This window comes from Bacillus sp. DX4.1, from assembly GCF_030348195.1.
Taxonomy (GTDB): domain Bacteria; phylum Bacillota; class Bacilli; order Bacillales; family Bacillaceae_G; genus Bacillus_A.
In genome coordinates this window covers 2,022,234-2,041,832 of the sequence record NZ_JAUCFT010000008.1, presented here as the reverse complement: position 1 = coordinate 2,041,832, position 19,599 = coordinate 2,022,234, and the positions used below count along the sequence as shown (strand labels likewise).

General features: G+C 36.3%; 19 protein-coding genes. 7 read left to right on the top strand and 12 right to left on the bottom strand.

Going from position 1 to position 19,599, the window contains the following annotated elements:
* Window positions 1–141 precede the first annotated feature (141 nt).
* Window positions 142–1,182, top strand: a complete 1,041-nt coding sequence (locus QUF99_RS13280; protein WP_289370638.1) for a YkvI family membrane protein — start codon at window positions 142–144, stop codon at window positions 1,180–1,182.
* Window positions 1,183–1,210: 28 nt separating this feature from the next.
* Here the strand turns inward: QUF99_RS13280 and QUF99_RS13275 are convergent, their stop codons facing one another.
* The 3 genes from QUF99_RS13275 to rsgA all read right to left on the bottom strand — a co-directional run bounded on the left by QUF99_RS13275 (window position 1,211) and on the right by rsgA (window position 3,225).
* On the bottom strand, window positions 1,211–1,579 hold the full coding sequence (locus QUF99_RS13275) for a DUF3979 family protein (RefSeq protein WP_289370637.1): 369 nt from the start codon (window positions 1,577–1,579) through the stop codon (window positions 1,211–1,213).
* Between the two features lie 193 nt (window positions 1,580–1,772).
* Entirely contained in the window at window positions 1,773–2,087 is a 315-nt protein-coding gene (locus QUF99_RS13270) for a hypothetical protein (protein ID WP_289370636.1), read from the bottom strand.
* A 202-nt stretch (window positions 2,088–2,289) separates the two neighbouring features.
* Window positions 2,290–3,225 (bottom strand): ribosome small subunit-dependent GTPase A, encoded by a 936-nt coding sequence (gene rsgA, locus QUF99_RS13265; RefSeq protein ID WP_483298627.1) that lies wholly within the window; start codon window positions 3,223–3,225, stop codon window positions 2,290–2,292.
* Window positions 3,226–3,825: 600 nt separating this feature from the next.
* On the opposite strand from rsgA, the gene QUF99_RS13260 reads away from it, so the two are divergent.
* On the top strand, window positions 3,826–4,173 hold the full coding sequence (locus QUF99_RS13260; RefSeq protein WP_289370634.1) for a DUF4257 domain-containing protein: 348 nt from the start codon (window positions 3,826–3,828) through the stop codon (window positions 4,171–4,173).
* A gap of 84 nt (window positions 4,174–4,257) precedes the next feature.
* Window positions 4,258–4,482: a hypothetical protein gene (locus tag QUF99_RS13255; protein ID WP_289370633.1), complete on the top strand. Its 225-nt coding sequence runs from the start codon at window positions 4,258–4,260 to the stop codon at window positions 4,480–4,482.
* Window positions 4,483–4,700: 218 nt separating this feature from the next.
* Here QUF99_RS13255 and QUF99_RS13250 read toward each other — a convergent pair whose 3' ends face one another.
* Both QUF99_RS13250 and QUF99_RS13245 read right to left on the bottom strand, forming a co-directional pair.
* A complete protein-coding gene (locus tag QUF99_RS13250) occupies window positions 4,701–5,885 on the bottom strand; it encodes an MFS transporter (protein WP_289370632.1) in 1,185 nt (394 codons plus the stop codon).
* A gap of 203 nt (window positions 5,886–6,088) precedes the next feature.
* Window positions 6,089–7,024 (bottom strand): aldo/keto reductase, encoded by a 936-nt coding sequence (locus QUF99_RS13245; RefSeq protein ID WP_289370631.1) that lies wholly within the window; start codon window positions 7,022–7,024, stop codon window positions 6,089–6,091.
* A 107-nt stretch (window positions 7,025–7,131) separates the two neighbouring features.
* On the opposite strand from QUF99_RS13245, the gene QUF99_RS13240 reads away from it, so the two are divergent.
* On the top strand, window positions 7,132–7,461 hold the full coding sequence (locus QUF99_RS13240) for an ArsR/SmtB family transcription factor (protein ID WP_289370630.1): 330 nt from the start codon (window positions 7,132–7,134) through the stop codon (window positions 7,459–7,461).
* A 19-nt stretch (window positions 7,462–7,480) separates the two neighbouring features.
* On the opposite strand, the gene QUF99_RS13235 is transcribed toward QUF99_RS13240, so the two are convergent.
* Together QUF99_RS13235 and QUF99_RS13230 are read right to left on the bottom strand one after the other, a co-directional pair.
* Window positions 7,481–8,431 carry a S8 family peptidase gene (locus tag QUF99_RS13235; protein ID WP_289370628.1) on the bottom strand — a complete coding sequence of 317 codons (951 nt, stop codon included), beginning with the start codon at window positions 8,429–8,431 and terminating at the stop codon, window positions 7,481–7,483.
* Window positions 8,432–8,665: 234 nt separating this feature from the next.
* Window positions 8,666–10,546, bottom strand: a complete 1,881-nt coding sequence (locus tag QUF99_RS13230) for an FtsX-like permease family protein (protein WP_289370627.1) — start codon at window positions 10,544–10,546, stop codon at window positions 8,666–8,668.
* Between the two features lie 690 nt (window positions 10,547–11,236).
* On the opposite strand from QUF99_RS13230, the gene nadE reads away from it, so the two are divergent.
* The gene (gene nadE / locus QUF99_RS13225) at window positions 11,237–12,055 is read left to right on the top strand and encodes an ammonia-dependent NAD(+) synthetase (RefSeq protein WP_289370626.1); all 819 of its coding nucleotides are present in this window, start codon (window positions 11,237–11,239) and stop codon (window positions 12,053–12,055) included.
* Between the two features lie 512 nt (window positions 12,056–12,567).
* Here nadE and QUF99_RS13220 read toward each other — a convergent pair.
* Window positions 12,568–13,728, bottom strand: coding sequence for a transglutaminase domain-containing protein (locus QUF99_RS13220; RefSeq protein WP_289370625.1), 1,161 nt, complete (start codon window positions 13,726–13,728; stop codon window positions 12,568–12,570).
* A gap of 427 nt (window positions 13,729–14,155) precedes the next feature.
* Window positions 14,156–14,929, bottom strand: coding sequence for a YwqG family protein (locus QUF99_RS13215; RefSeq protein ID WP_289370624.1), 774 nt, complete (start codon window positions 14,927–14,929; stop codon window positions 14,156–14,158).
* Window positions 14,930–15,167: 238 nt separating this feature from the next.
* On the opposite strand from QUF99_RS13215, the gene yjcZ reads away from it, so the two are divergent.
* Both yjcZ and QUF99_RS13205 read left to right on the top strand, forming a co-directional pair.
* Window positions 15,168–15,326, top strand: coding sequence for a sporulation protein YjcZ (gene yjcZ / locus QUF99_RS13210; protein WP_289370623.1), 159 nt, complete (start codon window positions 15,168–15,170; stop codon window positions 15,324–15,326).
* An 89-nt stretch (window positions 15,327–15,415) separates the two neighbouring features.
* Window positions 15,416–16,378, top strand: a complete 963-nt coding sequence (locus QUF99_RS13205) for a patatin-like phospholipase family protein (protein ID WP_289370622.1) — start codon at window positions 15,416–15,418, stop codon at window positions 16,376–16,378.
* A gap of 255 nt (window positions 16,379–16,633) precedes the next feature.
* On the opposite strand, the gene QUF99_RS13200 is transcribed toward QUF99_RS13205, so the two are convergent.
* The 3 genes from QUF99_RS13200 to QUF99_RS13190 form a co-directional block, all read right to left on the bottom strand.
* On the bottom strand, window positions 16,634–17,467 hold the full coding sequence (locus QUF99_RS13200; protein ID WP_289370621.1) for a VanW family protein: 834 nt from the start codon (window positions 17,465–17,467) through the stop codon (window positions 16,634–16,636).
* Window positions 17,468–17,827: 360 nt separating this feature from the next.
* Complete coding sequence (locus QUF99_RS13195; RefSeq protein WP_289370619.1) at window positions 17,828–17,995, bottom strand: DUF3933 family protein; 168 nt, start codon at window positions 17,993–17,995, stop codon at window positions 17,828–17,830.
* Between the two features lie 75 nt (window positions 17,996–18,070).
* On the bottom strand, window positions 18,071–19,516 hold the full coding sequence (locus tag QUF99_RS13190) for an aminotransferase-like domain-containing protein (protein ID WP_289374643.1): 1,446 nt from the start codon (window positions 19,514–19,516) through the stop codon (window positions 18,071–18,073).
* Between the last annotated feature and the right edge of the window lie 83 nt (window positions 19,517–19,599).

The window sequence follows — 19,599 nt, the reverse complement described above, 5'->3', positions numbered from 1 at the left end:
GATAGATCATTCACCAACATTAATATTCCCACAGCCTTCAGAAAAAGATGTAACCTTTCTTTCACTTCTCATGTCTAATTGTCCAAGCTTGCTCATATGCATGTAGTAAGTCAAGCCCATCATAGTAGAAAGAGGGATCGCATGGATAATCAGCAATGGCAGGTAGCCAAAAAGGTTGCTGCTACTTATATCGGGACTGTCGTCGGAGCTGGATTTGCAACGGGACGAGAAATTGTCGAGTTCTTTACGATAAACGGTATCTACGGAACAATAGGCATATGCGTGAGCGGATTTTTTTTTATTTGGTTAGGTACGAAGATGATGCTACTTTCTTCACAAATCGGGGCGTTTTCTGCACAGGAATTTAATAGATATTTATTTGGTGATGTATTTGGAAATGTTGTAAATACTTTATTGCTACTTGTTCTGTTTGGTGTAACAAGCGTGATGCTTTCAGGTGCTGGGGCCGTATTTGAAGAACAGCTTCGCCTTCCAAGACAGCTTGGTATTTTTATAACGATACTCGCTTGTATCGTCATAGGGAGCCGCGGACTACAAGGCGTATTTGAAGTGAATACACTCGTAGTTCCCATCATGATGATTTTCATTATCGGGCTTTCCATTACAACGTTTATTCATGGTACAACACCGATACTTAACGTTGTTCCTGCTGAAAGTTGGAATATGAAATGGATTACAAGTCCGATTACATATGTCGCCTTAAATCTATCTCTCGCCCAAAGTGTTCTTGTACCGTTAGCAAGTGAAGTGAAAGATCGAAAGGCCATTTGGTGGGGTGGTATTTTAGGAGGGGCTGGACTATGTTTCATTCTATTATGCAGCCATTTAGCCATTTTATCTGTGGAGCAATTTTACCAATACAACATTCCAATGGCAGAAGTAGTACGCCGTTTTAATGCTACTTTTCATTTCTTTTTCGTTTTAATTATTTTTGGAGAAGTGTTTACAACACTAGTCGGCAATATATTTGGTATGACAAAACAAATGCAATCCATCACAGGTTGGAAAAATAACACCATTATTTATTTTATTTTACTCATCAGTTATTGCTTTAGCTATATCGGCTACAGTGAACTTCTTCACATTTTGTACCCTATCATCGGGTGGGTCAGTATCATACTGCTTCCCATTATCGCTTTCAAACAATTACAAAAGACGTAAAAAGCATCCGCTATGCACGGATGCTTTTTCATTCACAGTCTTCACATACTTCCCAATACAGCCCCATTTCTATTGCAAGAAATGGTTGTAATTGTAAGCGAATCATTCGACTTGGCATACGTTCTAAAACAAATCGAATGCCATCTTCATCATCTTCTAACTCAGCTTTTAAAATCGCTATACGCTGTATTGTTGTAATTGGGTGACCGTCTTTATATAAAGTAAGACGCAGCTCATCATATTCATTAAAAAATAATTCCACATTCATATGTGCTGTGGATACAGAATCAACAAGTGAATACTTGCTATCCTTTTCTTGGATTACATATTTCCAGCCGTTTTTTCCATCTTCAATTGGAGCAACTTGAAATAATGACATCAAAGTCTCGTGTAGCATAAGATAACCCCTCTCTTACTAAAAAACAATGAGTATTTTATATACCCTTTTTCTCTATCACTTACACACTTATTGTACCATATATCCCCTCTCTTACCGTATTCATCTGCCTATTATATACATAGCAAAACTTCTACTCACGAATGAATTTCAAAGAAAAAAACAGGAATGATTTTTATCATTCCTGTTTTCTTTAAAATATTTTACCCGCCGCAGCTAAAGCTAATACGACGATAAAACTTGTAAATAATAATGACACGATAAAACTAAATATCGGCAATATCTTTTTTTCATTCTTTTTAAGCAGTAGCCTTACACTAAGGATAAGGTTTAATGGTACAAATATGAAATAAAAATATTTAATCATGTGTACCACACCGGTTGAACTATTTAAAAGTGTCTTAAGTACAAACACTTCAATCAAAAAGATAAGGAAAAATGAAATACTTAACCAAAATGAAGCATAACTAAGCCAGGAATGCTTCTTCTCTCCCCAATAAGCTCCCATACTTGTCTCCTTTTTACATAGTTTTCTTATAAAGAATTATACACTCATATGACAAATCCCTCTATTTTCCGACTTTATTTTAATAACAAGTGGATATAGTTGTCTACCTTTTTTCACGATTCACTTTAAATTTCTTAATTAACATGCGATCTCATGACTAAAAACCAAAGGCTTCCTACAGAGGCCTTTGGTTTTTAGTTTACTATTTTTTCCTATGCTGCTTCGTCATCTTTTTCCATTTCTCTCGCTCAGCACGAGCAAGAATCGGATCTTGTTTTCTCATAGCATAAGAAATTTCTCTTTGGAGTTTTTTATAATTCAACAAACGATTTGCTGCTAAAACACCGTTATCAATGGCCGAGCGAACTGCACAACCCGGTTCGTTTTCATGTTCACAATCACGAAAACGACACTCTTTCGCTACCTCTTCAATATCAGAGAACGCTGCATGAATCGCACCGCTTCCTTCCCAAAGTTGTAGTTCCCGCATTCCAGGTGTATCAACAACTAATCCACCATTTGGCAATTGAAACAACTCACGATGGGTCGTTGTATGCCTCCCCTTACTATCTCCTTCACGAATACCACTTGTCTTTGCAACTTCGCTCCCTATTAAAGCATTTAACAACGTTGATTTCCCTGCACCAGATGAGCCAACAAGAGCAATCGTTTTTCCGGAAGCTACAAATTGCTGTAATGAATGAATGCCCTCTTGCTGCACACTATCAACGGCAAAGATGGGAACACCTATTGCAACCGCTTCTGTTTCCAGTATCTTTTGTTCTACATCTTTACATAGGTCACTCTTTGTTAACACAATAACAGGCGCGGCACCGCTTTCATATGCTAATAATAAATAACGCTCAATTCGTCTCACATTAAAGTCAGCATTTAGTGCATTCACTAAGAAGAGATAATCGACATTTGCTGCGATGATCTGTTCTACTGTTTTCTCACCAGCTGCTTGTCTAGAAAAGGAGCTTCTTCTCGGAAAAACACCGTGAATAATCGCCTTATTTTCATCTTGTATTTTCTTTATATGCACCCAGTCACCAACTGCTGGATAATTACCTTTTACTAGTGTCTCATGACGAAACTTTCCTGATAATTCCGCGACACATTCTCCATCCTCACACATCACACGATACATGTGTTTATGTTCTAGTAAAATGCGTCCTACTTCATATTGTTCTAAAGATTGATCTTCAAAAAAAGAATCCCATCCAAACGATTCTAAACGATTTTGATTCAACTTTGTATCCTCCCTATTATGAGCCCAGTGGAAGGACTTAGCGATTCTTTACAAAGTACCGCTCTTTCCATCCACCTTTGTATTCGCTGTTACATTCATATAAATAATCGCCATTATACATCACTCCGTTCTTTTTATAATTAATCTCATTATATATAATTTCATTTTGAAAAGCTACTTCATTTCACGAAATTTTCAGATATGTTTTTTTATTGTTCTTATTTACCCACGATGGTTGATTTCACCTTCTAATACATGAAACCATAAGTAGTATTGATTATACGATACACCGTTATCCCATTTTCTAGATTTATCATAATAAAAGCATTGACAATAGAATAGACTGAAATAAATATTAATTTTCTGTTAAAATAAAGATGAGCAGACATGCAGCCAAACCAAATTTTCTCAATATGTGTATATAAAATTAAAAGAGGAATGGAGACGCAATAAACCGAATTGTATTCACTAAAAGGAGTGGATTTGATGGAGATGTATCAGTGGCTAACAGCTGTTCTCGTTGGTGGCGTTACCGGTTTTGTTGCCCATCTTATTAATCATCAAGGCAAATTGTTGCTTCCACGCCGTCTAAAAACATTTTTTCATCTTGGTTTTTTCACTGATATTTTGATTGGTAGCCTTGCTGCACTTCTTGGACTTGTTTTATTTGATGCGACAACAGTGAAGGAGATTGTGAAAGTTTCCATCGTTACTGCTATTTCCGGACAAACCTTCTTACTTCATCAAGCACTTGGCGGTGAACAAGCTAAAAATACACAGATTGGTAAAGCAGATGAAAAAATACAAGAAATTGACAAACTATTACGACGTTAATATGTACTTCCGCTAAAAATTATTGTTATAATGAGAAATAAATATTCTGAAATGCGTCGTCTGTCAGAAGAAAGGGTGTTTCGTATGACAAAAAAGAAAGTAGAAGATTTCTTAACAGACTCTGAAAAAGAGGAACTGATAGAAAACTATCGATGTTTACGAGAAGCCCGCACAAAGCAAGAAGCAAACTATTTTGGCGAAACAGTGAATCATCTATTAGATAAAGCAAAGAAACGAATTATTGCTGAAGCTGGAATACAAGATGAAAATGCTGCAGCCGTTCAATCAAAACGAAAAGCACTGTTTTAGCAAATTATGCAAAACAGTGCTTTTATTATATCCACCTTATATTTGTTAACATAATATTTTTATTGTGCACTTTATCCCGTATTAACGAGCAATAATACCCCCACCTCAAAATTCGGCAGGAAGTCAAAAAGTTAGCTAGAGAATAAACTGTCCGTAAAAGCCCGATTGATGAGGGCTAATGATTAGCGGGTGATGCCCCCACTAATCAAAGTTTCACTTTATAAAACAGCTTTTCTCATTGGCTTTTTTTCTACCAGTTCTATTCGATCACTTTTTCTAAATACCAGTAGCGAAATAACATAGCAGCTAGTTGTAAATATTCCAACTGCTACAAAGCTATGGAATGTCGCAAATAACAGTCCTGCAACTGCTGCCCCTATTGTTTGTCCGATATACATACAAGAGTTTGCGAGTGCTGCTCCAGTCCCTCTTGCCGAACTAGATAAATGTTGTAGCTGACTCATCATTAAAACAAATAAAATTCCTGTAATAAAAAATAAAATAAAGAAAAATAGTTCTACCAATTGTATTTGTTTCAAATGTGGCAAAATTACATATAAAATCGTAATCAGTATTATGCCTCCATAAAATGAATACGCATGACCAAGTTTTTTGACAAGCTTAGGTCCTAAAATATTTCCTGTTAAGTTCCCTAATCCGAGTATAAGCATAGCACTTCCCACTTCACTTACTTGTAATCCAAATTGACTTGCAAGCCATACGCCAAAAAACGAAAATGCTGCAAAATTTCCTGTTTGGAAGAGAAAATACGCAAAAAATGAATATGAAGCTTTTCGCTCCTGTAATAAACCTTTGTAACGATTCATAATCGATTTATTTTGTTGTTCTGTCTGTTCTGGTCGTAGCTTGGGTAACGTAACATAAATGAATAATACAAGTATTGCTGAACAAATTCCGATTGTAAAAAACGGCGTTGCATAGTGATCTGCTGCTAAATAAGCTCCAATCGGTAAACCTAGAAGTTGTGACAATGATAATCCTGCCGTTGCAATCCCAATGCATTTCACAATCTGTTCTTTTGGCACAAGGAGCGGAATAGATGCCCATATTTGTGGTGATACAAACGCTGCACTAACACCAGCACAAAAGCGGAACGTAATCATCCACCAAAAACTTGGTGCTAACCCGCATAAAAACGTACTAATCGCAAAAAAGCTCATGCCACCAAGCATCACTTTTTTGCGATCTAATCCATCAGAAATAGGCCCTGCAATGAGCGCAAATAGTGCATAGCCAAGCGCATACGCGCTTACCATCCAACCAGATATTTCCGTAGAGATACTATATACTGTTTGCAAAGTCGGTAAAAGTGGTGAAATCAAAAATGTATCTGTACCAATCATAAACATCACGATAAAAAATAAGCTCATGATTCTTTTCATTAGTAACATCTCCTCAACTATAGATCCAGGGCTGTAATCACAGCCTTTTTATCCCATACTTACGGGCAGTAAAATCCACACCTCAAAGTTCTGAAAGAAACAAAGTAGTTCGCCTGAGATAAACTGTCCGTAAGAGCCCGATAGGTTCAACTTATTCTCAGAGGGAGGTGAAGCCTCCCTAACTGAGAAAAGTTTTGCTTTATTTAGTCCTCTAAAATAGAGTGAATATATTTCAAATCGCTCTCATGTAATGCTATATCCACTACTTTTACATTTTCTTTTACTTGCTCTGCTCGTTTCCCTCCAGGAATCACCGTATCAATACCAGTTTGATTCCGAAGCCAAGCTAACGCTATGTTTGAGACTGTCGTGCCCTTTTCTCGAGCAAAACCTTTTAGTTTTTCAACTTTTACAAAGTTCTTTTTATATGTATTCTCTTCAAATAATGAAATACTGTTACGCCAATCCTTTTCATCTAATTGCAAGTCTTCAGGATATTTACCTCCTAAAATACCAAAAGCAAGAGGACCATAGGGGATAAATGAAATATTTTGCTTCATGCAATATGGTAAAAGGTCTTTCTCTGCTGTTCGATCTAACATGTTATAAGGTGACTGCAATACATCAATATCCCCATGCTGATTTGCTTCTGCTAATTGCTCTAGATTTACATTAGAAATTCCAATAGAGCGAATCTTTCCTTCTTCTTTTAAACGCACAAGTTCTCCGATAGAATCCTCATATGAAGTTGCTGGATCAGTAAAATGTAAATAATATAAGTCAATATAATCCGTCTGTAGTCTTCGCAAACTATTTTCAACTGCATTTCGCAAATAATTTGGCTCATTATTGATACTTGTGGAACCAGTTGATAGTGGCTGTACGCCCCCTTTTGTTGCAAGTACAACATCATATCTTCTACCTTTTAATGTCTCTCCTATTAATTCTTCAGATCTTCCAAATCCGTATGTATCGGCTGTATCTAAAAACGTAATTCCATGCTGAATAGCTTCTTCAATCATTTTTGTCCCCTCTAGTTCGTTTACATTAGAAAATAAGTTATAACCTCCTACTGCATTTGTCCCCAAACCTATTTGCGAAACTTGTAATCCTGCTTTTTGTAATGTCGTGTACTTCATCTTTTATCCCCCTACATTTCTATTGTTCGAATATATTCGAACAATAGAAATGTAGCACGTTATATGCTATAGTGCAAATAAATGAACTTAATAAAGCAGGTGAAAAAATGCGAACACTATACCATCCAAATCGCGAAGAAATTCAATTTTCTTCTGTCTTATATGCACTTAGCGATCAAATTCGTTTACAAATTGTCGAAATGTTAATGGTGCAAAATGAACAATCATGCGGTGCTTTAAACATCCCGGTTGCAAAATCGACCTTATCCCATCACTTCAAAGTATTGCGTGAATCAGGTGTCATGCATACACGTATGGAAGGTACTCAGCGTTTTATTTCGATTCGAACAGAAGATTTAAACGCTAGGTTCCCAGGATTATTAGACGTTGTATCACAAGCTACAGAACCCTATAAAAAAGACATCTCATATGAGTGAGATGTCTTTTTTATGCCAACTATTCTTTTAACAAATCTATTAATCCATTCCCCTCCGATGTACGCTCATACCCAAGAGGAACGGTTCGTTTTATTAACTGCGCATAAATTTCTGGCTCTGATAATTTTCTGCCATATTCTCTTTCGCACTGTTTAATAAGAAGTGCTAATGCACCTGCTATGTGCGGTGTTGCCATTGATGTTCCACTTAACACTGCATATTTCCCTTCCGGATAGGTGGAAAGAATTTCTTCTCCAGGAGCTACTAAATCAATTTCTTGATTCGAGTTACTAAAGCAAGCAAGCTTCCTTTCTAAGTTTACCGCTCCCACCTCAATAACTTCTGAATAGGCACCCGGAAAATCTAATTCCTCTGTTTCATCGCTGCAATCTCCGTTATTTCCTGCAGCGCATACAACGAGTACATCTTGCTTCACCGCATGCTGAATAACTTCGTGTAGCTCTGGTACATCTTCCGATCCGCCTAATGACATAGAAATAATTCGGACTCGCTCTTGATTTGGGCCTCTCCAGCGTACCGCATAATCAATCGCCTCAATAATTTGTTGATAGCTTCCTGATCCATCTCCTGCTAATACTTTCAACACTAATAATTTAGCAAGCGGCGCAACACCGAGTACACCAGCGCTGTTCTCTGTTGCTGCAATTGTTCCAGCAACGTGCGTTCCATGTCCATTGTTATCAAGATATACTTTTGGATCGCCTTCGTAATCATTAGTAAAATTTCTTCCGCTAATAATACGATCTTTTAAATCAATATGATTTACATCACACCCTGTATCTAGCACAGCCACAACAATATCTTTTCCTTTTACACTCTTTTCCCAAACTTGCGGAGCATGAATCAGTTGTACACCTGGCGGAATTTCGTTGACTTGTTCTACCACTTTATTAACCGTAAACGGGATTAATTGAACTCCTTTTTGCTTGTTCACTGTACTACTGTTCATCAAATTCCCTCCTAATGTTTATTGTTATTACTTTGGCCCTCGAAATGAACACGCTTACATATATATATGTAACATTCGTTTTCAGACGTTTATTTTCCTGCATTGCAATACGTTTTATATTTTTTCTCAACATACAAAAACGCCTTTTTCTTCAGCCATAATGAAGAAAAAGGCGTTCATCAAACCATCTGTAAAATCACTATTTAAAGGAGCCCGTAAGCTGGACTCCTTTTGCTAATTCATATGCAATCTTTCTTTCAATTGTTTTAAATAACGAGATCGGATGATGATGAAATATACAATTTGAATACCTACAAATATACTTAAAACAATCATATTTTCTTTCAGAAGCGAGTATTCAAACATTTGTCCTAAAGTCGTTAATGCAACGGCACCGTGCGCAGTCGCAACTGTAATTGGGACGAAGAATAGTAACGCTAATCGAATTGTTACAACTTTTGATAGTTCTCCGCTTGTTAAACCTACTTTTCGAATCGATTCAAATAAACGGCAATCATCCTCTAAATCCGAGAACAAACGGAAATATAGAAAACTACCTGCACAAACGAAGAACACAATACCGATAAAGAATCCTACGAATAGAATTGGTCCTAGGAATTGCAATGCTTCGTTCTGTTCATACTCTGTTGCACTAAATCTAGAGTTTTCTTGATGTGATTGCAATTCATTTGTCAGCTCTTTCCCAACTTCAAAAAGGTCTTTCGTGTCCTTTGTATAATACATATAGTCTTTCACTTCTTTGTATCCTACCTGCAATGCATTATATTGAGCATCTGAAATAACATATACGTGACTAGACAAAACCTTACCAAGTGTAGAGCTATCAACTTCTTTTACTTTTAATGATACATTTTGATTTGGAAGTTCGATTGTTTTTCTTTCTTGTTTTTGTGACATTGGAATTTCAAATGAAAGGAAAATTGCTTTATTTTGTTCCACTGAAACAGCTAATTCATTTGTAGCCTTTGCATACTTTTTATAATCAGACTCTTTGACAAAGGCTATATCTTGTGACCTTTCACTTTTATTCTGTTTGGATACAACATTTATTTTTTGAGAGAAAACATTATATTTCTTTAACGTTTGATCGATGAACTGCACATGCTGCGATTCGTTTACGTTACCTTGTTTCGAATGATAATTAAATGCATAAGGCTGATCCATCGCCCCTCGCATCACCGAAGATAATCCAACTAACGTACCGATTGCTGAGAAAGCAACTGTCGAAATAATCGTTACGATAAAGAACATCCGTGCATTATCTCTCATTCGATATGCTAAATCAGAAAGAGTAATCATATTCGTTCTTGTCCAGTAGAAACGTTTACTTTTTTTGCATGTGCGAATAATAAATACACTTAGTTGCTTATACAGCAAATACGTACCAATAATGACAATCGTTGTTACCGGAATCAGCATAAAGAAGACCACTACACCAAATGAAGATAATGCCGCTACGTATCCTCCGCCAAGTAATAACACCGCGAGAACAGATGCGATAATGGAAGCCTTTGGTTCTGGCTTTGCTTTTGCTGAACCTCTAAATAATTTCATAATTTGATTTTTACGGATCATTCCTGCACTAAAGAACGAAATGATAATAAATAAAATAAAAAACATAATACTTGTCACACCGATAGCCATCGTTGGAAAATAAAGTGACAAAGGTAGATTTACCTTTAACAATAGTGGTGCTACGAAAATCAATACGCCAGAAAATAGAATTCCGCAAATAATACCTGCTATGATTGCACCAATCCCAATCATGACATTTTCAAAAAAGATAAGACGTCTTAATTGGAATCTCGTCATTCCTAACATCATTAAAATCCCTAATTCACGCTTTCTTGATTTCAAAAACATTCCCATCGAATATAAAATAAAGAAAAACGTAAAGGCATAAATTATAACTTGTGCAAACGACATACTGACAAATACATATTTCCCTAATTGATTTGCACTTAATGCCGGATGAAAAGCAAAATATGAGTATACAAAAAAGGCCATAATTGCAAACGTACTACTTAAAAAATAGGCAGAATATGTACGTCGGTTTCGCGTTACGTTACGAAACGCTAATTCCCTAATGTTCATGGTGTCCCTCCGTTTCTTTAATGACTACATCGCTATCATACCGAAGCAGAGAAATACCTTCTATCGATTCAAATGACAAAAACCTTACATTTTTGAAAGGTTAACACATATGAGGTGTACCATTTCGCTATTTCCTATAATGATAAAAAACATTGTATCGTATGAATGCCCAAAACCGATCGGTCGGTCTAATTATAAAATGTTTATGGAACTCAAATGCATTATATAAATATGGCATTTAACATAAACAACAGTGTACTTTTATTTTTCTATATTTTCAGTAAAGCCTGTTGTTTTAGAACAATACAGGTGCAAGATTGTATTCAAAACTCTAAGCATCCAGTAACGCATATCAGAAAATTGCTTAAAACCAACAGTTTCATTATAATGACTACATTCATACGCTAATACTATTGTGTATTCTGTTATTTTGCGAAATAATAAAAGATGGAGATGTATGAATCAATACATAAAAATTGTTTCACGCTATAAAGTGAAACTTTTATCAGTGGCGGTTTTCTTCATCCCCCACTGATAATTAGCCCTCACCAATCGGGCTTTTACGGGCAGTTATCCCCCACCTATCTTCTTTGTTTCTCTCTGAATCTTGAGGTGGGGGTCTTACTGCCCGTTAATGCGGGATAAAGGAAGTCACCTTCCCATAGAGCATATGAACAGGAGGAAAACGAAATGACGTTACAAAATGAAATTATGAAAACATTACATGTTCAACCTGTTATCGATCCAAAAGAAGAAATTCGTAAAAGAATTGATTTCTTAAAAGACTACTTAAGAAAAACAGGTGCAAAAGGATTTGTACTCGGAATTAGCGGTGGACAGGATTCTACACTAGCAGGACGATTGGCACAGCTTGCAGTAGAGGAATCCCGAAAAGAAGGTTATGACGCTACATTTATCGCAGTGCGCCTTCCGTATGAAGTACAAAAAGATGAAGATGATGCACAATTAGCTCTGCAATTTATAAAGCCTGATAAATCTGTTGCCTTTGATATTGCATCGACAGTAAATGAATTTGCAAAACAGTACAATCTATTATTAGACGAATCATTAACCGATTTCAATAAAGGAAATGTAAAAGCACGCATTCGAATGGTGACACAATATGCGATTGGCGGACAACAGGGCTTGCTTGTTATCGGAACAGATCACGCAGCTGAGGCTGTAACAGGTTTCTTCACTAAATTTGGAGATGGTGGCGCTGACCTTTTACCACTTACAGGCTTAACAAAGCGTCAAGGACGAGCATTATTACAAGAGTTAGGGGCTGTAGAACGCCTATACTTAAAAATGCCAACAGCAGATTTATTAGATGAGAAACCAGGACAAGCAGACGAAACAGAACTAGGAATTACATATGATCAACTGGATGATTATTTAGAAGGAAAAACAGTTCCACAAGAAGTAGCAGAGAAAATTGAAAAACGTTATATGATAAGTGAACATAAAAGACACGTACCGGCATCTATGTTTGATGATTGGTGGAAATAAGAAAACGCAAAAAGAAGCTAAATATGATTAGCTTCTTTTTGCGTTAACGATATATCGCTGTTTTATCATCAAAAATAGCTTGTAAACATTGCTGGTACTGTTCATTGAAAAAGACTGGAATTTGATCCTACGAGGAAAATTTCAAATCTATATAAATACAAATTAAAAAAACGACATAAACCCCTTCTTTTTAGGTGGGAGAGAGCATCCGTTCATGCATAGAAGCGGTCAAATCCTTTCCCTGCCCAGACATAGTGAAAACAAAGAGAGAAAACGAGTGCAGGTCACCTTTTGTTATCCATAGCCGCGGCTTATATGGCGAAAAATCAAAATGGATTTATATATGTATGTACTTCTACATATCATTGCACATAAAGTGAAACTTTAATCAGTGGGGTTTTCTTCCCCCCCACCTATCTTCTTTGCTTCTTACAGAACTTTGAGACGGGGTATTACTACTCAGGATAGGCAATAACAAAAAAGACATCTACGAAAGATGTCTTTTTTGTTATTTAATACGAAAACGTAATCGTCGCTAATGAATAGCCAGCTTGTGCACTATATGGTGCAACTTGATAAGATACGCGCTTTGCCCCTTTTGGCCAAGCAATTTCATTTAATACTTTCTTTACATCTTGCATCGTTCCATCCATAGACTGCTTGTAGCGCAGTTCTACTTTCTGAGGTTTTGTTGCAAATTGCTGTTGTAGTTTCTTCTTAAACTCATTATAGTTTTCCGCTCCATATTGAGCAGATAAATAAACAAGATTTGTATCCTTTAACATTTGCTGGTACACTACCGATTTTGGGTTACCTGTTTTTATTTTACTTGTTAGTTCCTTATAGTAATTTGTTGTTGCCGCCTGATATTTACTACGATCCCATTGATGGTCTTTACTTAATTGTTCGTCAGACATATTAAAGTAAGAATATGTTACTCGTCCTTGTTTGTCCGGAACTGGATCATCAAACGTTGTGTCGAGATGGTACCATTTCCCCTCAATTTTCACTAGATTCCAAGCATGAGCTTGTCCATTTCCAGTTCCTGTTACGATATGGGATTGTATCCCTGCTTCTTTTAGTAATTGATAGGTTAATAATGTGTATCCTTGACAAACAGCTGAGCGATTGGCTAATGCTTCATATGCCGTATAAGCTTTGTATGAAGTATCATATGAAACATGTTTCACAACATAATCATGAACTGCCTTTACTCTTTCATGCTCATCCATTCCTGGTTTCAAAATAGAATTCACAATTGATTTTGCTTGGGTCTTTACATATTGTGTTTGTTCTTTTGATTCACGATATGCAATATTCAATGTAAACGCATAGTTTCCTGGTATGCCGCGTATTGAATACTTTGTACTTGCTACATTATATTTTACGTACTCATCTGAATCTACTGTCTTGTTATACTCTTTAACAAGCGTATCCATTACTTCTTTAATATTATTATGTTTTGTTTTATATGTGATTGTAATTTTCTCTTCACGATTATCAATATGCTTTTTTAATTCCTTTTGAAATCCTTCTAATAATTTCGCATCCGTTTGCGGAGCCGCCACTTTTTGGTTTGTAGCTGCATAGGAAACTGCAGGAATTTGCAAACCACCAATCATAATCGTCGAACACAGTGCGACAGTTGTTAAATATTTGTTTGTCTTCTTCATCTCGTCACATCCCCTACTTAAAATCATATGAAAGATATTTTCATATACTCTTAGAGTATATAATAATTTTCCGAAAAGGAAACATGAGATTTTACATATTCATTAATTCGATTTTAACATTATAAAATATGTAAGAATACACAAACGGATAACAAATTTGTGTCTGTACTAAAATAGCAACTTCTATTTACGATACATCATACTATCCGGTATATATAAATACAAATTAAAAAACCGACATAAAACCCTTCTTTTTAGGTAGGAGAGAGAAGACGAGTGCAGGTCACCTTTTGTTATCCATAGCCGCGGCTATATGTCGAAAAATCAAAATGGATTTATATAGTTCGAACAAACGAGGATTTAAAATAACCAAAGAATAAAAGAGAAGCAGTAGTAATTCAGTGAGAATTACTATTGCTTCTCTTTTTTAACACGACTGCAATAAACAACACGTATTTTCAAAACGGCGATGTTTTAAATCTTCATTGGCAATACAGAAATAAAGCATCCCTAAATCGCCCCACATCATGTTGCAATTTGGCTCATCGGAGTCAATTTGGAATAAAAGTGTCATATCATGATGAGGTACACCTATGTATTCTTCTGCTTCTTCAAATACTTCTGCTTGTACTGAAAATGGCTCACCAAACAGTTGATGATTATCATATTGATCTGGGCTTAGTTCCTCTAATAATTGTAAAAAGCGATCAGAATCTGCTTCGTCTTCAATAAACAGCTCTGGCAGTTTATATGTTAATTCAAATGTAATCGCACATTGCGTATACGTCCCTTTGATGTTGCTCATTCTTTGTAGCTGTTCAGCTTGAACATCATGATACAGAACACGCCATCCTTCCTTCCTATTCGGATTTCCATACACTTCATGGAAATCTTCATGCTCTTGATTTACAAAATAAAAGAAATATAGCATACCGGTTGCGGGAAGGTCATGTTTCATACCCACTCCCTGTAAATCAGCTAGGTTAAATTGTGCAATAAAATCAAGTGGGTATCCTTTATACATCGGATATTGAAACGCATCTGGTACATCGGGAACTCCGCCCATTTTTGAGCAACCAATTGGAAGCGAATCTGCCTTCCTCGGAAAAACTTTTATACATGTAAATATTGTGGATAAAAGTTCTTGCTTTATATGTATTAACTCATATTTATCAATTAATGATTCAATCTGTTTTTTCATAAAAACTCCTTATGTAAATGTATTTATCTGTATCATAGCACAAATCCTATATGCACTTCACCTCGAAGATTAATACAAGTCATTCGGAAAAACAGGCTTGCCCTTCGGACGCGAACTAGTTTAAAACAACATAGTATACATTGTTCCTACAAACACGATATCTCACAATTCTTTACAGTAGACTCCCTTATTTTTCACTTTGTTTCATCTCAATTTCTATTATAAGGAGGCATTCCACATGGGTTACGGATATGGCGGCGGTTACGGTTACGGTTGCGGAGGATATGGCGGCGGTGGTTACGGCGGCTGCGGATTTGGCGGTTTCGCTTTATTAATCGTTTTATTTATCCTTCTAATTATCATTGGAGCTAGCTGTTGGGGCGGCTTCAGTTGCTAAGTAAACTTTACTAACTATTGTAAAAGAGCACGTTACCCACGTGCTTTTTTACTTTACACCAAATCCATTTTTTGAAGGGAACTATTTTCATGAAAATAGATGGCGTCTTTGAAGGTGGCGGTGTCCGAGGAATCGCACACGTTGGTGCAATTTGTGCATTAGAAGAACATGGTTACGAATGGGAACGCGTAGCAGGTACTTCGGCTGGTGCCATTATTGCAGCTCTTCTAGCGGCCGGTTATACATGTGCAGAATTAAAAACAATTATAAGTAATGCTAACTATCATAAATTTATAACAAAAACATGGCTCGACAAAATTCCTGTTATCGGAAAGGGATTAAGCGCATGGGCCAAATTAGGAATATACACAAATGACTTTTTAGAAAAATGGTTGGAAGACTTACTACACAAAAAAGGAATTCATAACTTTAGTGACTTACCTCATCCTGAAAACTTGAAAATCATCGCTTCTGATATTAGTAATGGTAAAATGGTTATTTTCCCAGATGACTTACCAAACTACGGATTTACCAATAATCATTTCTCTATCGCAAAAGCAGTAAGAATGAGTGGAACTATTCCATTCTTTTTTGAACCTGTGAAATGGAAAACACCAAAATGGAAACAACCTTGTTATATGGTGGATGGAGGCCTTCTTAGCAATTATCCTATCTGGATCTTCGATTCACCAAACGTACCGCGCTGGCCCACTTTTGGTTTTCATTTTGTAAAAGACGATATACAAGCTGAGCCTGTTCATTACGATGAACCCTTCTCCATGTTTAAAGGACTATTTAAAACGATGATGCAAGCACACGACTTACGTCACTTAGATAAAGCAGCAAACGCACGGACAATCAAAATTCCAACTGGAACAATAACAAGTACAAAATTTCAATTAACTGATAAGGAAAAAGAATGGCTCTATCAATCTGGTTTTGACGCGGCTGAAAACTTTTTAAAAACGTGGAATTTTAAAAGATATATCAATCAACATCGGAATGGAACTCCTATCCGAAAAGCAAATAACCGAAGTCAACATCTAAATTAATTATGAAAAGAAAAATGCCTAATAAATAAAATATTTTTTTATTTATTAGGTATTCTTATGTATGAGCTCGAACTATTTATAAAGTGAAGGCGAATGATTAGTAGGTTTTTCTTCATTTTCCACTAATCATTCGCCTTCACCAATCGGGCTTTTACGGACAGTTTATCCGCCATCTAACTTCTTGACTTCCTGGCAAGTTTTGAGGTGTGGTTTTTACTACCCACAAATAGTGGGATAAACTACTAGTGCGCTATACTAATCTCCACTTCTCTCATTATTACAAGCTAGTAGTGGTTCATACATCATTATAGCGTGATTTTCCGTTACATATTGATCTTCTACAAACTGTTTCTGTTGGTTATATACTCTACGTTGAATAACATTGTGTCGTAGATAACCGCCCCAGTACGCAGTTTGGATTGAGTGTTCTTTTTCATATACTTCATATTGATAAAGTTGAGGATAGGCTGTTCTCCATTCACCAACTAAATGTTTATCTGTGATATAAAGGTGAAGTTGATACGATTGGTCCGTTTCATTTTTAATTTGTAAGTCCAAATAGTTATAAGAACAAGTCGCTCCGCTTCCAAACGGCTGGGTACGCTTAGAATCAGGAAAAACGTCAAAGCTATGACGATATCGCTCTGTTACTGTCAGTGGTGTATGTAAGGTCATCCAATATATTAAATTTGAAAGCTGACAAAGTCCTCCTCCAATGCCTGCTTGAAAAGATCCATAATGTAGTATCATACCTTCTACATACCCTTTTCTCCTCGTAGGTTTACCTATTAAACGCCAGTAAGAGAATGTTTCTCCCGGTCTAATGACGATACCATCTAGCTGTTTAATAGCAATCTTTAAATTAACAACTTTATTCTGTTGATACCACATATCTACATCCTTGAGCTTACGAAGTAGTATCGTTCGGTGCTGAATCACTGTACAGGGTAACTTTTCTTGTTGTAAAGTTTTTGCGTATATTTTTTCATCTGTTAACCACTGAATGTACCTCTTTGTAGAGTAATACCATGTTCCTAGTATAATACGGTACTTAGACCGCTGTTTAGGACGTAAGTTCACTATATTCATTTTATTTCTCCTCTTTATCGGCTTCATATTTTCCCAAGTTAACATTGAGATTGCAAACTATTTCTTCATTTACATTTTCAATCACCGTTTATTAACTATTTTTACAAATTAATGTATAAGAAAGTCAAATTTATTATAGTATTATTTTAGAAACAAAGGAATAACAATTGAAACTAGTTGCAAAATGTACTTTTACAAGACATACCTCATGAAGTATCTCTGTTAACAACAAGTATCGCTAACTAACCATCACAAAGGTTCTACAAAAACTTGGATTAAAGTGTCGCGAATACTTTAGATATTACGTAGCAATGTATCATAAAGAAAATAAAAAAAGCTACTTTTATAGTAGCTTTACAATTAAGGATATTGTAACCCTTCCGCTTCTTCAGCTGTAATGACAATGTAACGTTCACCTGTTCGCAGCCCTAACAGCTCTGCTTTTTCAATCGCTTCTTGCTTTGTTTCTGCATAAGCAGCTAAATATTTTGTTCCATCAATAACTTGACAAATTACATATTGCTTCATATTTCTTCCCCTTTTTCTATTACTTGCATTTATGATACCACTTTTTTGAATCTAATAGAGAACTTACTATTATGCCTAGAGGTTTTTTATCAATCGCGCAAGTTTTTCAATTCCTTTCTCTATATCATGCAATGACGCATACGAATAAGAAAGACGCAAATGTTGGCTTGCATGGCGATCATACAAATTCCCCGGATTAAGTAAAATTCCTTCTTGTAGGGCTTTTTCAAACAGCTCACGCATCGAAATATTGGCCTGAATGTGTAGCCAAATATAAAAACCACCCGTTGGTATACGCCAAGTCGCCATACCTCCTAAATGTTTCTCGATTGCTTGTAGCATATTCTCTCTCCGTTTTTTTAATTCGATTCGAATATATTGTAAATGCTCCTCATATAACCCACTTAAAAACCATTCAGCAGCAACTTGTTGCGATAATGAACTAGAACCATAATCTGTCTGCATCTTTATATCCGCCAACCTTTGAATAACTAGTTCCGGTCCGACAATCCAGCCAATTCTTAAACCAGGACTAATTACTTTTGACATACTTCCTATGTAGAGAACTGTTCCATTTTTATCATACGCCTTCAACGGCTTAGGCGGCGGAGCATCCAGCCATACATCTTGATACACTGCATCTTCAATAATGGGTAATCCAATCTCATTACATACACTCATGACTTGTTGTCTCCTTTCATCATCCATAACAACACTCGTCGGATTATGAAAAGAAGGAATTGTATATAGAATAGAGCCATTAAATTGATTTTTATATTTTGAGATGAGTGCCGGCTGAATCCCATACGCATCCATTGGAATACCAAATAAACGCATCCCTGCTGATTGAAAAACATTTAGAGAATATAAGTAAGATGGTTTTTCTAATAAAATGGCGGAACCTTTACAGAGTAATCCCATCGAAATGAGCTGCAATGCTTGAATTGCCCCCGAAACAATTAATATGGATGCTGGCGATACACGAATGTCATGCTTTTTTAAATACTCCGCTAGTTGCTCACGTAATTTGAAGTCCCCTTTTGGTTCTTCATACCCTAACGGAATTCCTTGTTGGGAGAGTTTTTTCATGATTTGCCGTGTTTTCTTTTCAGGTAACAGATCTGGCGAGAGTTCACCGGTTCCTAACCGGATCATATTTGGATAAAACTCGGCTTGATTAATCTCTTGAATGGTCGGTAAATTCGGATAGTGTAGACCCGTTTCTACATATGAATTCCAGTCTGGAGGAGGCGTGGAAGTTGAGAAATTCCATGTATCATTCCTAACAATCGTTCCTCTTCTCCCGTCTCCTTCTATTAGCCCTTGTGCCGCTAATTCATCTAAAGACATGACGATTGTACTTCGATTCACTTTAAATGCATGTGCAAATGCTCGTTGTGATGGTAATTTTGTACCGACAGTCCATTCCCCATTGACAATCTTTTCTTTTATGTACCCCTCAATTTGTTTATATAACGGAATGGGAGAAGATACATTTGGTTTCCAGCCAAATCGTTCCATATCATCACTCCAAATCATTTTGGTTGGTTTGCTATCCAACCATATGGATGGATACAATTTCTATTTTCTCTTATACAATATAC